The organism is Geodermatophilus sp. SYSU D00766 (assembly GCF_054049915.1).
The window spans coordinates 14,776-30,126 of record NZ_JBJGYI010000031.1; the positions used below are offsets into that span (position 1 = coordinate 14,776).

At 78.4% G+C, this 15,351-nt stretch carries 9 protein-coding genes; 6 read left to right on the plus strand and 3 right to left on the minus strand.

All coding sequences use genetic code 11. The annotated features are described in order from the left end of the window. Together ACI8AD_RS18955 and ACI8AD_RS18960 are read right to left on the minus strand one after the other, a co-directional pair. Complete coding sequence (locus ACI8AD_RS18955; RefSeq protein WP_456872078.1) at positions 1-2,568, minus strand: LuxR C-terminal-related transcriptional regulator; 2,568 nt, start codon at positions 2,566-2,568, stop codon at positions 1-3. Continuing rightward, positions 2,565-4,541 (minus strand): Hsp70 family protein, encoded by a 1,977-nt coding sequence (locus tag ACI8AD_RS18960; protein ID WP_456872079.1) that lies wholly within the window; start codon positions 4,539-4,541, stop codon positions 2,565-2,567. Before ACI8AD_RS18960 ends, ACI8AD_RS18955 begins: the two co-directional genes overlap by 4 nt. 277 nt (positions 4,542-4,818) lie before the next feature. On the opposite strand from ACI8AD_RS18960, the gene ACI8AD_RS18965 reads away from it, so the two are divergent. The 3 genes from ACI8AD_RS18965 to ACI8AD_RS18975 all read left to right on the plus strand — a co-directional run bounded on the left by ACI8AD_RS18965 (position 4,819) and on the right by ACI8AD_RS18975 (position 9,802). Next, the gene (locus ACI8AD_RS18965; protein WP_456872080.1) at positions 4,819-6,264 is read left to right on the plus strand and encodes an IniB N-terminal domain-containing protein; all 1,446 of its coding nucleotides are present in this window, start codon (positions 4,819-4,821) and stop codon (positions 6,262-6,264) included. Positions 6,265-6,386: 122 nt separating this feature from the next. Next, on the plus strand, positions 6,387-8,171 hold the full coding sequence (locus tag ACI8AD_RS18970; RefSeq protein WP_456872081.1) for a dynamin family protein: 1,785 nt from the start codon (positions 6,387-6,389) through the stop codon (positions 8,169-8,171). 26 nt (positions 8,172-8,197) lie between these two features. After that, entirely contained in the window at positions 8,198-9,802 is a 1,605-nt protein-coding gene (locus ACI8AD_RS18975; protein ID WP_456872082.1) for a dynamin family protein, read from the plus strand. A gap of 452 nt (positions 9,803-10,254) precedes the next feature. Here ACI8AD_RS18975 and ACI8AD_RS18980 read toward each other — a convergent pair whose 3' ends face one another. After that, positions 10,255-11,049, minus strand: coding sequence for an enoyl-CoA hydratase-related protein (locus ACI8AD_RS18980; protein ID WP_456872083.1), 795 nt, complete (start codon positions 11,047-11,049; stop codon positions 10,255-10,257). 157 nt (positions 11,050-11,206) lie between these two features. On the opposite strand from ACI8AD_RS18980, the gene efeO reads away from it, so the two are divergent. From efeO to ACI8AD_RS18995, 3 genes are all read left to right on the plus strand, one after another. Then, positions 11,207-12,076, plus strand: a complete 870-nt coding sequence (efeO, locus tag ACI8AD_RS18985; RefSeq protein WP_456872084.1) for an iron uptake system protein EfeO — start codon at positions 11,207-11,209, stop codon at positions 12,074-12,076. After that, on the plus strand, positions 12,073-13,356 hold the full coding sequence (gene efeB, locus ACI8AD_RS18990) for an iron uptake transporter deferrochelatase/peroxidase subunit (RefSeq protein ID WP_456872085.1): 1,284 nt from the start codon (positions 12,073-12,075) through the stop codon (positions 13,354-13,356). The genes efeO and efeB overlap by 4 nt, the downstream gene beginning before the upstream one ends. Positions 13,357-13,610: 254 nt before the next feature. After that, the gene (locus ACI8AD_RS18995; RefSeq protein WP_456872086.1) at positions 13,611-15,350 is read left to right on the plus strand and encodes a serine/threonine protein kinase; all 1,740 of its coding nucleotides are present in this window, start codon (positions 13,611-13,613) and stop codon (positions 15,348-15,350) included. Position 15,351 lies beyond the last annotated feature (1 nt).

Below are 15,351 nucleotides of genomic sequence, written 5' to 3' on the forward strand. Positions count from 1 at the left end.
TCAGGCCCCCTGGGCCAGCTCGGCGCGCAGCCGTGCCAGCAGGTCCGAGCGGGTGCCGGCGCCCAGCCGCTGGCGCATCCGCGAGACGTGGTGCTCCACCGTCTTGGCGGAGATGTAGAGCTGCCCGCCGATCTCCCGGTAGGTCTGCCCGGCCACGACCAGCCGCGCCACCTCGCGCTCCCGCTCGCTGAGCTGCCCCCGCTGCGCGGGGACCCCGACGGCGCCGCCGTCGGCGTCGTCCGCCACCGGGCCGGCCGGCGGTGCCGCCGGCTCGCAGCCGGCGCCGTCGGCGACCGAGCGGGCGCAGGCCAGCAGCGCCGCGCGGGCCCGCAGGTCGGTGGCCCGGGCCGCGGCCTGACCGGCCAGCCGGGAGCCGTCCCAGCCCAGCCCCACCGCGGTGAGCTCCTCGGCGGTGGCCACGACGGCGGCCGGGTCGATCTCGTCGCTGAGCACCTGCAGCCAGGTCCGTCCGGCGCGGGCCAGCGTGGCCGCGTAGGGGCTGGTCCGGGCGGCGGCGACCAGCGCCGCCGCGTGCGGCCGCAGCCCGTCGCGGTCGTCGGTGATGATCGCGGCCTGCGCACCGCTCCAGTGCAGCGGCACCGCCCACAGCTGCGGGTCGCCGAGGCGGGCCAGCAGGTCCTGCGCCTGCGCGAGTTGCGAGCGCAGCCGCTCGCCGTCGCGCAGCCGGGCCGCGGCCACCACCAGCTCGCCCAGCGGCAGCAGGGTGAACAGGTCGACCGGGTGCCGGACGACGGCCTCCCGGGCCCGCACCCACGCCGCGACGAGGGCCGCGGCGTCCCCGCTGCGCCGGGCCAGGCCCACCTCCATCGCCTGCAGGAAGACGTCGTCGCGCGGCTCGAGCGGGCCGCAGGCGACCGCGCGGGCCTGCGCCATCAGCTCCCGGGCGCGCGTCATCCGCCCGGCCAGCATCGCGATCCACGCCTGCAGCAGCAGGTGGCGCGGCCGGCTCGAGGGCCCGCCGAGATCGGCGGCGACGGCGCGCTGCAGCACCGACTCGGCCACCGGCAGCTCGCCGCTGTGCAGCCCGACCAGCGCGGCCAGGGCGGCGGGGGTGTCGGGCAGCAGCGCGGTGCGGCCGACCGGCTCGAGCAGCGCCGCCGAGCGGGTGAGCGTCGACAGCGCCGCGGTGATGCCGTCGGCGGCCTCCGCCCCGGTGCGCAGCGACTGCACCACACCCTGGGCCATGAGCTCCTCACCCACCGACAGCACGCTCGCCAGCCCCAGGCCGGCGCGCGGGCCCGCCAGCACGGTGGCCGCCTCGCCGGCGGCGCCGGTGGCCAGCAGGGCCAGGGCCGCCGACCCGGCGCGCTCCCGCCCGGCCAGGAGGTAGAGCTCGGCGGCGCGGGCCAGCAGCCCCCGCTGCGCCAGCACGGTCGCCGTCACCGCGGCGGCGCGGGGCCGGTCGGCGGCGGCCGGGTCGGCGAGCGCGACGTCGGCCCACTGCAGGGCGCCGTCGAGGTCCCCGGTGAGCGCGGCGGCCTGGGCGCGGCGGGTGGCGAGTGCCGGTGCCGGGGCTCCGGCGGCGACCGCCTCGGACCACAGCTCACCGGCCAGGGCCGGGTCGGTGGCCAGGACGGCGTCGCCCTGCCGCTCGAGCAGCGCGGCCGCCTGCGGGTCGCGGACGCGGTCGGCGGCCAGCCGGCGGGCCAGCGCCACCGGCTCCTCGCCGCGGTCGACGAGCAGGCCCAGCACGCGGCGCCGGGTGCGGCGGGTGACGTCGGGCGGCACCGATCCGAGCAGCACCGACGCCACCAGCGGGACGACGGCGCCGCCGGCCTGCAGCAGCCCGGTGGCCCGGGCGGCGGCGAGCAGCCCGGCCACCTCGTCGGCCGGGACACCGAGCACCCCGCCGAGCACGTCGTCGTCGAGCGGGGCGCCGGCCGCGACGGCGTGCAGCAGCCCGCGGGTGTCGTCGTCGACGGCGTCGAGCTCGGCCCGGACCCGCGCGGCCACCTCCTCGGGCACCGGTCGTCCCGCGGCGGGCCGGGTCGCGTCGGAGCCCCGCCCGCGGGCGGCCAGCGCGGCCAGCAGCGCGTGCGCGAGCCCGGGCAGCCCGCCGGTCTGGACGGTGACGGCGTCGACGAGCTCGGGGGCCGCGGCGGCGCCGAGCCGCTCGCGGGCCCACTCGGCCACCTGCACGCGGTCGGCGGGACCGAGCAGCACCGACCGCCGGTCGGCGCCCACCTCGGCCAGGAGCGCCCCGAGGGGCGCCGGGCGCGGCCACGGGCGGAAGGCGAGGACCACGTGGCCGCGCGGGTGCCGCAGCAGCGGGACGAGCCGCTCGGCGAGCTCCGGGGTGAGCCGGTGGGCGTCGTCGACGACGACGGCGAACTCCCCCGGGGGGAGGGTCAGGTCGTCTGTGCGCCCGTCGAGGACGGGGACGCCGGCGCGCGTCCAGACGGCGGCCAGCTCGGCGAGCAGGCGGGTCTTGCCGGTGCCTCCGGCGCCGCGGACGAGCAGGGGGCCGGCGCCGGTGGCGAGGTCGCGCACCCGGCCGTGCCCCGGACCGGCGGTCGCGGTGCCAGGGGCGCACGGTGCGGCGGTCACGGGGCCTCCGCCGGGGTGACGGTGTCCCCGTCCGTGGCACCGGACGTGCCGCCGGACGTGGCACCGGACGTGGCACCGGACGTCGCGTCCCCGGCGGTGGTCTCCACGGCCGGGTCGGGTCCGGCCGTCGCCGGGGGATCGGGCGTGGGCTCGGTGGTCGGCTGGGTGGTCGGCTGGGGGTCGGGCGTCGGCTGCGGGTCCGGTGTGGGGTCGGGGGTGGGAGTCGGCGCGGGCTCGGGTGGGGCGGACCCGGTGGGCGGCGGCTCGGCCGCGGCGGTCGGCGTCGTGCCGCTGCCGGTGGCCGGGGGTGCGGAGCTGCCGGTGGTGGGCCCGGCGGTCGTGGGGCTGCCGGTCGTGGGGCTGCCGGTCGTGGGGCTGCCGGCCGCCGGGGTGCCCGCCGCCGTGCCGGTGGGCACCCCGGCGGGCGCGGGGGAGCCCGCCGCCGGGGTCCCGGCCGCCGTCCCCGGCGCCGGGGTGCCGGCGGGCGGGGTGGCCCCCGGGGTGCCTGCCGGGGGCGTCCCCGGCGCCGAGGCGTCGGACCCGGTGCCGGAGCCGGTGTCGGACCCCGCGGCCGTGCCGCGGCCGGGATCGGCGGCCGTCCGGCCGACCGGGCCGGACCCGTCACCGGCCGCCGGCGCGCCGTTCCCGGAGGCGCCGGCGGTCCCCTCGGGGGCCGCGGGCGCCGGGGAGCCGGTGTCGGCCGCCGCCTCCCGGGCCGAGGCGACACCCGCGCCGGGTGCGACCGCGGTGTCCGTGCCGCCCAGGACCGCGGCCAGCGCCGCCGGCCCGACCGCGAGCAGCAGGAACAGGGCCGCCACGACGCCGTACCGGTGCAGCCGGTGGGCCGCGGCGGAGCGCCCGGCGCTCCCGGCCGGGTGCAGGGGAGGACCGACCGGCGGCCGGCCCGAGCGGGGGCCCGGGGGACGCCTCCGGCGCGGAGGCGTGCCGGCGGGCGTGGGATCCGCGGCCGCCGCGGTCTCCGTCGCCGCCTCGCCCGCCGTCCGCAGGGCCTCCGCGGCCAGCGCCGCGGCGCCCAGGGCGGCCGTCCCCGCCGGGTCGGGGCCGACCACCAGGGGCCGGTCCAGCTCGCCGGAGAGCACCTCGGCCACCAGCGGCACCCGCGAACCGCCGCCGGTCAGCACCACGGCGTCGAGGTCGGCGACCGCCCGGCCCGCGGCGCCGGCGGCGGCCGCCACCGCGGCGGCCGACTCCTGCACCCGGTCCAGCAGCAGCTCGTCGAGCTCCTCGCGGGTGAGCCGGACCGGTCCGTCCCCGGCGTCGACGCAGGCGGTGGTGCAGGAGGACAGCTCCTCCTTCGCCGCGACGCAGGCGGCGCGGAGCTGCGCGGGTGCCGCGACGGGGGCCGGGAGGCTGCGGCGGACGAGGGCGAGGACCGCGTCGTCGACGTCGCGGCCGCCCCACGGCTCGGGCGGGGGAGGGGGCGCCAGGTGGTCGAGGCCCGCGGGGCCGTCGGGGGCGGGGCCGACCACCGCGAGGTCCAGCGTGCTCGCGCCCAGGTCGTGGACGGCCACGGTCGGCCGGGCCGGCAGCCGGCCGGCGGCCACGTGGTGCGCGACGGCGGCCACCGCGCCGGAGAGCAGGCTGAAGCGCGGGACGCCGGCCCGCTCAAGCGCGCGGGCGAGCTCGGCGCGGCGGTGCCCGCCCCAGGACGGCGGCACGGTGACGACGGTCCACCCGTCGGGGCGCCCCTCGCTGTCGGCCGCGGCGTCCCGGACCCGCTGCACCTGCGCGGCCAGCAGGTCGGCCGCCGCGACCGGGCGGTCCCCGGCGTACACCGGCGTCGAGGTGCCGGTGCGGGCGACCAGGCCGCGGAGCGCGTCGTCCCCGGCGGGGGGCAGCGGCAGCGGCTCGGGTCCCGTCGCGTCGTCCCTGCAGACCGCGGCGGCGACCCCGTGGTCGCCGACGTCGATCCCCAGTCCGTACTCGCGGTTGCGCACAAGACCCCCAGGCATCTCCCCCGACCGGCCCGTCGCTGGACCGGAGAGTCGTCCGGACCGTATGTCCCACGCGTCACGCCTGTCTCGGTCCCGGTGGGCAGCGGAGCCGGTTCCGCGCCGAGAAGGGGGCGACACCCCGCTACCCCCTAACGGGGAGTCAGCGGCACCCCCCAAACGGGTGGTCGAGACAGGGGGCGGTCCCCCGATGCCGTGACCCTCCGCTGCGGTTGGACTGCGGCCAGGCAGCTCGCCGGCCGCCCGATGACGGGCGGCCCACACGACGGAGGACGCCATGACATCGCTCGCCGGCTCGCTGATCGACTTCATCCTCGGTTTGCTGCGCGACCCCGAGGCCGCCGCGGCCTACGCCGAGGACCCCGAGGGCACGCTGGCCGCCGCCGGCCTCGACGCCACCCCGGCCGAGGTCGACGACCTCGTGCCCATGGTGGCCAGCTACGCGCCGGTCAGCTGGGCCGGCGGCGGGCAGGGCGGCCACGGCGGGCAGGGCGGCCACGGCGGGCAGGGCGGCTCCGGTGGCGGGCACGACGGCGGGCACGGTGGTGGCCACGGCGGCCACGGCCGCGACGACGACGGCGGTCACGGCGGGTACGGCGGCTGGCACGGCGGGCGCGACGAGGACTCCTCCGGTGGCGGGCACGGCGGTGGCCACGGCGGCTGGCACGGCGGCAAGGACGCCTGCGACGACGACGAGGGCGTCAGCCCGACCCCCGCCCCGCCGGCCGGCGAGCACGACTGCGACGACGACGACGACCACTCCGGTGGCGGGTACGGCGGTGGCCACGGCGGCGGTGGCGGCGGTGGCGGGCACGCGCCGGCGCCCGCGGAGCCGGTGGTGATCACCCACCTGCAGACGATCAACTACAGCTACACCGACATCGACGTCGAGATCGACGCCTCGCACAGCATCTGGGTCAGCGGCGACGCGCAGGCCATCTTCGGCGACGACAACGTGGTCGTGGGCGGCGACGGCGTGGCCGCCGGCGACGACGTCAAGGGCGTGGTCGTCGACAACAGCGAGGACAACTCGGTCGACGTCGACGTCGAGGTCGTCAACTCCGGCAACGTGCAGCAGGGCGACGGCAACGTCGTCGGCAGCGGCAACACGACCGACAACTCCACGACGGTCACCGACTCCTACAACCAGGACAACGACGGCGTCGACGACTCGTTCAACGGCTCCTTCAACGGCAACCAGGACAACTCCGGCCAGGACAACTCGACCACCGACAACTCGGTGACCGACTCGTTCAACGGCAACGACCTCTCCGACGACGACGGGGTCGACGTCGACGTCCAGGACTCGTTCAACGGCAACGACCTGTCCGACAACTCCGTGGACAACTCGACCACCGACAACTCCGTGGACAACTCGGTCGACAACTCCGTGAACGACTCCCTCAACGGCAACGACCTGTCCCAGGACAACGACGGGCTCGACGTCGACGTCCAGGACTCGCTCAACGGCAACGACCTGTCCCAGGACAACGACGGCGTGGACGACTCGCTCAACGGGTCGCTCAACGGCAACGACCTGTCCCAGGACAACGACGGTCTGGACGTCGACGACTCGCTCAACGGCAACGACCTGTCCGACGACGACGGGGTCGACGTCGACGACTCCTTCGACGACAACGACCTGTCCGACGACGACCTGGTCGACGTGGACGACTCGCTCGACCACAACGACCTGTCCACCGACGTGACGGCCGTGCACTGACCCACCCGCACCGACCCACCCGGCCGGCCCCGGCCCCGGTGTCCCCCGCGGACGCCGGGGCCGGGCGCCGTCCGGGCCCGGCGACCCGGGGTGGTAGGACGGGGGAGGACCAGGAGGTGGGCGTGGTCACACCCGAACAGCTCGTCGACCGGGCGCTCGTGCTGGCGGAGGCCTGCGAGCGCCCGGAGCTGCACCGCCGGCTGACGCTGGCCGCGGAGCGCGCCCGCACCCCCGGCGTGCGGGTGCTGGTGGTCGGCGAGCCCAAGCAGGGCAAGAGCTCCCTGGTCAACGCCCTCGTCGGCGTGCCGGTGTGCCCGGTCGCCGACGACGTCGCCACCGTCGTCCCCACCGTGGTCCGGGCCGGCGCCGAGCCCCGCGCGACCCTCGTGCGGGCCGACGGCGCCGAGCGCGAGGCGGTGCCGGTGGAGACGGTCGCGGCGGCGGTCACCGGTGAGGCCGCCCGCGGGCTGGTGCGTGCCGAGGTGGAGCTCCCGCGCCGGCTGCTCGAGGGCGGCCTGGAGCTCGTGGACACCGCCGGCGTCGGGGGCGTCGGGATCGCGCACTCCCTGGCCACGCTCGACCTGCTGCCCACCGCCGACGCCGTCGTCTTCGTCTCCGACGCCAGCCAGGAGTTCACCGCGCCGGAGATGGCGCTGCTCGACCAGGCGGCCGCGCTGTGCCCCACCGTCGTCTGCGTGCTCACCAAGACCGACGTCTGCACCGACTGGCGGACCATCGAGGAGATCGACCGCCGCCACCTGGCCGACCGCGGTCTCGACGCGCCGCTGTTCGCGGTGTCCTCGGCGCTGGCCCTGCTGGCGGTGCAGCACCGCGACCGCGGGCTGCACACCGAGTCGGGGATCGCCGCGCTGGTCGACCACCTGCGCCGCGAGGTGGTCGACCGGGCCGAGACGCTGGCCCGCCGGTCGCTGGTGCACGACCTCACCGCCGTCACCGGGCAGCTCGCCCTGGCGGTGCGCAGCGAGCTCGCCGCCCTCGAGGACCCCGCCGGCCGCGAGGAGCTGCTGCGCGGGCTGGAGGCGGCCAAGGCGGCCGCCGACGACCAGCGGCGCCGCTCCTCGCGCTGGCAGCAGGTGCTCGCCGACGGCGTCACCGACCTCATGGCCGACATCGACCACGACCTGCGCGACCGCTCGCGCGTGGTGGTCCGGGAGGCCGAGGAGGTCATCGCCGCCCGCGACCCCGGGGCGGCCTGGCCGGAGATCTCCGCCTGGCTCGACGAGCGCGTCGCCGCGGCCGTGGCCGACAGCTTCGTGTGGGCCGAGCAGCGGTCGCAGTGGCTGGCCGAGCAGGTGGTCGAGCAGTTCGAGCGCGACGGCGGGGGCGTGGTCCCGGCGCTGTCGGTGGGGGACCCCGACGACGCCCTGGACGACCTCGTCGACGTCCCCGCGGTCGACGACGGTGCCATGACCCTGCGGGAGCGGACGCTGGTCGGGCTGCGCGGCTCCTACACCGGCGTGCTCATGACCGGCCTGGTCACCAGCCTCGCCGGCCTGGCGATCATCAACCCGATCTCGCTGGCCGCCGGTGTGCTCATGGGCCGCAAGGCCTACACCGACGACCAGAAGCAGCGGCTGCAGAAGCGGCGCGGCGAGGCCCGCACGGTGGTGCGGCGGCACCTCGACGAGGTGGTCTTCCAGGTCGGCAAGCACCTCAAGGACCGGCTGCGCACGGTGCAGCGCACCCTGCGCGACCTGATCACCGACACCGCCGACGAGGTGTCCCGGTCCCTGGCCGACGCCGTGGCGGCCGCGCAGCGCGCGGCGCAGGCCGCCGCCGCCGACCGCGACGCCCGCGCCCGCCTGCTGCGGCAGCGGCGCGAGCAGCTCGACCGGCTGGCCGCCGACGTCGCCCGGCTCGGCGGCGAGCCGGTGCCCGTCCCGTGAGGCACGGTCGCCCGGACGACCCCCCGGTGACCGACGCGCTGCGCGCCCTCCTCGACGACGCCGTCGAGGCCCACCGCGACCTCCCCGAGGTCGCCGCGCGGCTGGCCGAGGCCCGGCGGCGGCTGGACGAGCCGCTGCGCCTGGCGCTGGTCGGCCGGGTCAAGTCGGGCAAGTCGACCCTGCTCAACGCGCTGGTGGGCGCCCGCATCGCGCCCACCGACGCCGGCGAGTGCACCCGGGTGGTGACCCTCTACCGCCACGGCGCCACCCCGCGGGTCGTGCTGCACGGCACCGACGGGGGGTCCCGGCACCTGCCGGTGCGCCGGGCCGGGGGCGGGCTGCAGCTGGACCTCGGCGGCACCCCGCCGGAGGAGGTCGCCTCGCTCGAGGTCGACTGGCCCTCCGCCGACCTGCTCCCCGCCACCGTCGTCGACACCCCCGGCACCGCCTCGCTGTCGGCGGACACCAGCGCGCGCACCTCCGCCTTCCTCGCCGCCGACGAGGGCCTGTCGGGCGCCGACGCCGTCGTCTTCCTCACCCGGCAGCCCCAGCCGGCCGACCTCGCCGTCCTCTCGGCCTTCCAGGAGGCCACCGGCGGGCGCGCCGCCACGATCACCGTGCTGTCCCGGGCCGACGAGGTCGGGGCCGGGCGGCTCGACGCCCTGGAGGCGGCCGCGTCGGTGGCCCGGCGGCTGTCCGGCGACCCGGCGCTGCAGGCGGTCGGCTCCGCGGTGGTGCCGGTGACCGGGCTGCTCGCGCTGGCCGGCCGCACGCTGCGGCAGGGCGACTTCACCGCGCTGCGGGCGCTGGCCGGCGCCGACCCCGCCCAGGTCGCCGGGATGCTGCTCACCGCCGACCGGTTCGTCCGCGCCGACGTGCCCGGAGCGCCGTCCCGGGAGGTCCGCGAGGGCCTGCTCGACCGGCTGGGCCTCTACGGGACCCGGCTGTCGGTCACGCTGGTGCGGGCCGGCGTCCCCGACGCCGCCACGCTCGCCGAGGAGCTGCTGCGCCGCAGCGGGCTGGTCGAGCTGCAGCTGCTGGTCCGGGTCCAGGTCACCGAGCGCGGGGCGCTGGTGCGCGCCGGGGCCGCGCTGCGGCTGCTCGGCACGGTGCTGGCCGCGCACCCGGGACCGCGCTCGGCCGTGCTCGGCGCGGAGCTCGAGCGCATCCGGCTGGCCCTCCCCGAGCTCGACGAGCTGGAGCTGCTGACCCGCTCCCGGGGGCCGGGCTCGCCGCTGCCCGCCGGGGCGGAGGCGGAGGGGCGGCGGCTGCTCGGCGGCGAGGGCACCGGCCCCGCCGCCCGGCTCGGCCTGCCGGCGGACACACCCCCGGCGGCGCTGCGGACGGCGGCGGTGGCCGCGCTGGGGCGCTGGCGCGCGGCCGCGGCCGACCCGCTGGCCGACCGCGCGACGGCCGACGCCGCCGACGTCGTCGTCCGCTCGTGCGAGGCCCTGCTCGCCGCGCTGGACGGCTGGTCAGCGGGCGCGGTACCAGGCCCGGGCCGGGCGCAGGAACAGCGGGACGACGGCGACGACGAACAGGCCGGCCGCCGTGAGGAGGGCGACCCGGTCGAGGTCGGCGTCCCCGGCCGCCACGCTCTGCGCGACGTCGAGGGCGAGCAGCAGCGGTAGCAGGGTCAGCAGCAGCGCCCACCGCGCCCACGAGCGGCGCCGCAGCACCAGCGCCACCCAGACCAGCGACACCAGGACGAGCAGGCCCACCCCGCCGACCACGCCGGCGACCAGCGTGCGCACCCCGTCGGCGACCAGCTCGGCGGAGGCCGTGGGGTCCTCGGCGGTGGCGGTGGCCGTCAGCCGCGCGTCGAGCGCCGCCCGGTCGAGCAGCATCGCCCCGAGCCCTACGGCCGCCGCCAGGCTGCCGGCCCCCCACAGCACGGCCGCCAGCCGCACGCCGACCGGGCGCCGCGCCTCCGGCGGGGCCAGCGGCAGGGCCACGGAGCTCGCCGTGGCCGGCCGGGGCGGCGGCGGCCGGCCCGCGCGCCCGTCCGGCAGCGGCCGCGCGGGCAGCGGCTGCTCCCCGGCGTCCCGCGGCGTGCCGGCCCGCGGCACCGGCCCGTGCTCCGTCACCGGCCGGTGAAGCGCGGCGGCCGCTTGGCGAGGAACGCCTCGACCGCCTCGGCGTGGTCGGCGGTGCGCCCCAGCTCGGTCTGCAGCCGCGCCTCGAGGGCCAGCGTGTCCGCCAGCGGGTCGGTGGCCGCGGTGGCCAGCACCGTCTTCAGCGCGCGGTAGGCCGCCGTCGGGCCGCCGGCCAGCCGCTGCGCCAGCGCCCGGGCCTCGTCCGCGACCTGCTCGGGCGCGACCACGCGGTGCACCAGCCCCCACCGCAGCGCGTCCTCCGCGGGGAACGGGTCGGGCAGGAGCAGCAGCTCGGTGGCCCGGCCGACGCCGACGCTGTGCACCAGGCGGGAGGCCAGCCCCGAGTCGCTGGACAGCCCGATGCCGGTGAACGCGGTGGTGAACTTGGCGCCGGCCGCGGCCACCCGCAGGTCGCCGGCCATGGCGATGCCCAGGCCCGCCCCGGCGCACGCCCCGTTGATCCCGACGACGACGGGCACCCGCAGCGCGGCCAGTTCCAGCAGCAGCGGGTTGTACTCCTCCTCCACCACCGACAGCGACGTGGCGGCGTCCCCGCGCAGCGACTCGACGTGCTCGGCGAGGTCCTGGCCGACGCAGAACGCCCGGCCGGTGCCGGTGAGCAGCACCGCGCGCACCGACGCGTCGGCGGCGACGTCCCGGACCACCGCGAGCAGCTCCCGGCGCCCCACGCGGGTCAGTCCCGGTCGCCGGAGGGTGATCGTCGCGACGCCGCCGGCGTCCTCGCGGGTCACCGTGGTCGGGGTCACCGTCGTCTCGGACATGCCGCCACCCTGCCACGCGCCCGGACCGCCGCCGAGCGCCGCCGTGCCGGGGGACCCGGGCCGGCCGCAGCCGGTCAGTAAGGTGTGCCTTGCCTCAGTCACCCCTCCGGCGCCGGTCCGGCCCGGACCCCTCCCCAGCCGTCGGAGACCTCCCCGCATGTCCGCGCGCGACCGCCGCCTCCCCCTGCTCACCGCCGGCCTGCTGGCCGCGCTGACCACCGCCGCCTGCTCGGCCGCCGACGGCAGTTCCAGCGAGCGCACCGTGACCGGCGGGGCGGCGCAGCCGGCGGAGGACGCGGCGCTCGCGCAGGCCGGCGCCGACTACCAGCGGTACGTGCAGGACCAGACCGGCGTGCTGCTGGAGCAGACCACCGCCTTCGTGGCCGCGGTGCAGGCCGGCGACGTCGAGGGCGCCCAGGCCCTCTACCCGGTGGCCCGCACCCCCTGGGAGCGGATCGAGCCGGTGGCCGAGAGCTTCGGCGACCTCGACCCGGTCATCGACGGCCGCGAGGGCGACCAGGCCGAGGGCGAGGACTTCACCGGGTTCCACCGCATCGAGCAGGCGCTGTGGGTCGGCGGCACCACCGAGGGCATGGCGCCCTACGCCGACCGGCTGCTGTCCGACGTGCGGCAGGTCGTCGACCGGGCGAACGCGACGACGCTGGAGCCGCTGCAGCTGGCCAACGGCGCCAAGGCCCTCCTCGACGAGATCGCCACCGGCAAGATCACCGGGGAGGAGGAGCGGTACTCGCACACCGACCTGTGGGACCTCGCCGCCAACCTCGAGGGCTCCGAGGCCGCCGTCCAGGCGCTGCGCCCCCACCTCGAGGAGGCCGACCCCGACCTGGTGGCGGAGATCGACGAGCGGTTCGCCGCCACCCGGGCCGAGCTGGAGCAGTACCGCACCGACGGCGGCTGGACCCCGCACGACCAGCTGACCGAGGAGCAGCTGCGCGGCCTGTCCGACGCCGTCACCGCGCTGTCGGAGTCGGTCGGCCGGGTCGCGGGGGTCGTCGCCGGACGATGACCGGGCCGACCTCCGACCGGGCGGGCCTGTCCCGCCGCCGCCTGCTCGGCGCCCTCGGCGCCGGCACCGCCGGTGTCCTCGCCGCGGGCACGGCCGGCGGGGTCATCGGCCGGGCCACCGCCGACGACGCCTCCGCGGCGGTCACCGCCGACGACGCGGTGCCCTTCCACGGCGAGCACCAGGCCGGCATCGTCACGCCCGCCCAGGACCGGCTGCACTTCGTCGCCCTCGACGTCACCACCGACAGCCGCGAGGACCTCGTCGCGCTGCTGCGGGACTGGACCGCCGCCGCCCGCCGGATGACCGCCGGGCAGGACGCCGGCGAGGTCGGCGCGGTCGACGGCGACCGGTACGCGCCCCCGGACGACACCGGCGAGGCGGTCGGCCTGCCGGCGTCCGGGCTGACCCTGACCGTCGGCTTCGGGCCCACTCTCTTCACCACCGCCGACGGCGTCGACCGCTTCGGCCTGGCCGCCCGCCGCCCGGCGCCGCTGGTCGAGCTGCCGTCCTTCCCCGGCGACCAGCTCGACCCGGCGACCAGCGGCGGGGACCTGTGCGTCCAGGCCTGCGCCAACGACCCGCAGGTCGCCGTCCACGCGGTGCGCAACCTGGTCCGCCTCGGCGCCGGGGCGGTGAGCGTGCGCTGGTCGCAGCTGGGCTTCGGCCGGACGTCGTCGACCAGCACCGGGCAGGCCACCCCGCGCAACCTGTTCGGCTTCAAGGACGGCACCGACAACCTCAAGGCCGAGAACCCCGGCGCGCTCGACCGGTTCGTGTGGGTCGGGGACGGCGACGTCGACTGGCTGCGCGGGGGGTCCTACCTGGTCACCCGGCGGATCCGGATGCTCGTCGAGCCGTGGGACAGCGCCACGCTCGACGAGCAGGAGCGCACCATCGGCCGCACCAAGGGCACCGGCGCGCCGCTGGGGCAGCGGGCGGAGTTCGACCCGGTCGACCTCGCGGCGCAGGTCGACGGCCGGCCCGCGATCCCGGAGACCAGCCACGTCTTCCTCGCCCACCCGGCCAACGCCGGGACGGCGATCCTGCGGCGCGGCTACAGCTTCGTCGACGGCTCCGACGGCCTCGGCCGGCTCGACGCCGGGTTGTTCTTCATCGCCTTCCAGCGCGACCCGGAGACCGGGTTCGTGCGGGTGCAGCGCAACCTGCGGCACGACGCGATGAACGAGTACGTCCGGCACACCTCCTCGGCGGTCTTCGCCTGCCCGCCGGGCGTGCGCGACGCCGGCGACTGGTGGGGGCGGGCACTCCTCAGCGGCTGAGGGAGGACCCCGCTGCACCCCACCCCTCGCGCGCTCGGGGCGGGCCCTGCACCGGGGCCGGTTCCAGCCGGTCACCGGGGTGTCGTCGGCGCGTCGGCATGTCGATGCGCAGCCGTGACGCAGGAGACTCCCCGGACGGGTGGTGCTCCTGGGAACATGTGTGGTCCCGGAGGGTGCGGGCACTCCGGTGGAGGGTGCGACGTCCCCGGGTGGACGGCGTCGGCAGCAGGGCCGGCAGGGATGGGAGAGCTCCCGTGGTGGAACCGGGTCGCCGGATGGTCGGTGACCGCTACGAGCTCGTCGCGCTCATCGCCGCCGGTGGCATGGGTCAGGTGTGGCGGGCCACCGACCTGCTGCTGCACCGCCCGGTCGCGGTCAAGGTGCTGCGCAGCGAGTACACCGGCGACCCGACGTTCCTGGCCCGCTTCCGCGCCGAGGCGCAGCACGCGGCGGCGCTGAGCCACCCCAACATCGCCGCGGTCTACGACTACGGCGAGACCGAGGCCGGCGACACCGGCGAGCAGCTGGCCTACCTGGTCATGGAGCTGGTCGAGGGGCAGCCGCTGTCGTCGCTGCTGCGCCAGGAGGGCCGGCTCGACACCGCCACCACGCTGTCGGTGCTCGGGCAGACCGCCGCCGCCCTCGCCGAGGCCCACCGGGCGGGGCTGGTCCACCGCGACGTGAAGCCCGGCAACATCCTGGTCCGGCCCGACGGCAGCGTGAAGATCACCGACTTCGGCATCGCCTGGTCGGCCGGCAGCGTGCCGCTGACCCGCACCGGCCAGGTCATCGGCACGCCGCAGTACCTCTCGCCCGAGCAGGCCGAGGGGCACCTGGCCACCCCCGCCAGCGACGTCTACGCCCTCGGCCTGGTCGGCTACGAGTGCCTCGCCGGGCACCCGGCCTTCGACGGCGACAACGCGGTCACCATCGCGCTCAAGCAGCTGCGGTCCCACCCCGAGCCGCTGCCCGACGACCTGCCCGGCGGGGTCCGCACGCTCATCGGCCGCGCCCTGTCGAAGGACCCGGCGGCGCGGATGCCCGACGGCGCGGCGTTCGCCGCCGCGGTCGAGGACGCCCGCGCCGGCCGGCTGCCGGACCCGGCACCCCCCGTGCCGACGGTCCCCGGGCCGTCAGCCGTCGACGCGGGGCCGGCCACCGAGGTCGCGCCCCCGCCGCCCGGCGCCCCGGCCGCCCGGCCGCGCCGCAGCCCGCCGTCGCGGCCCCGCCGCCGGGCCGCCGCCGTCCTGGTGCCGCTGCTGGCCCTCCTGCTCGGCGCGGGGCTGGCCGCGGCGGTGTTCTCCGCGCTGACCGACCGCACCCCGCCGACCGTCGCCGCCGCGCAGACGCAGGAGGAGGACGAGCAGGGCGTGCTGGTCCGGGAGGACGACTTCGTCGGCCGGCCGGTCGAGGACGTCGCCACCCAGCTGTCCGCGCTCGGGCTCACCGTCGAGCGCCGCGAGCAGGTCACCGACCGCACCGTCCCGGGCGTCGTCACCGCGGTCTCCCCCAGCGGCGTCGTCCTGGGGCCCGGCGACGACGTCGTCGTCACCTACGCCGTGGCGCCGCCGAGCGACTCCGGGTGGTGGGACGGCGACACCGAACGGGGCGACTGGTCGCCGGTGTCCGGCGCCGCCGTCCCCGGCCAGGTGGAGCAGCCCGTCGCGCAGCCGACCGGCACCACCGACGGGACCCCCGCCCCCTCGCCGGAGGCGACCGGGTCGCCGACCCCGCCCACCGCTCCGGCGACGGCGACGACGACACCGGGCGGCCCGGCCGGGGGGACGACGGCGCCGACCACCGCGGCCGGGTCGCTGACCCCGGGGGCGCCCACCACCCGGACGCCGACGACGGCCCCGACCACGACCACGACCCGGACGCCGCCGAGCGACCCGGCCACGACGTCGTCGCCCGGCGGCTCGAGTTCCGAGCCCGGCGGGTCCTCCACGGCGAGCGGCACCTCGCCGGCTGGGGCAGGATCCCCGCAGGCCTGAT

What these genes read in the sequence shown, in the direction of transcription:
- efeO (WP_456872084.1), top strand. Translation starts at nt 11,207, where the DNA reads ATGTCCGCGCGCGACCGCCGCCTCCCCCTGCTCACCGCCGGCCTGCTG.
- ACI8AD_RS18980 (WP_456872083.1), bottom strand. Translation starts at nt 11,049, where the DNA reads ATGTCCGAGACGACGGTGACCCCGACCACGGTGACCCGCGAGGACGCC.
- ACI8AD_RS18965 (WP_456872080.1), top strand. Translation starts at nt 4,819, where the DNA reads ATGACATCGCTCGCCGGCTCGCTGATCGACTTCATCCTCGGTTTGCTG.
- ACI8AD_RS18960 (WP_456872079.1), bottom strand. Translation starts at nt 4,541, where the DNA reads ATGCCTGGGGGTCTTGTGCGCAACCGCGAGTACGGACTGGGGATCGAC.
- efeB (WP_456872085.1), top strand. Translation starts at nt 12,073, where the DNA reads ATGACCGGGCCGACCTCCGACCGGGCGGGCCTGTCCCGCCGCCGCCTG.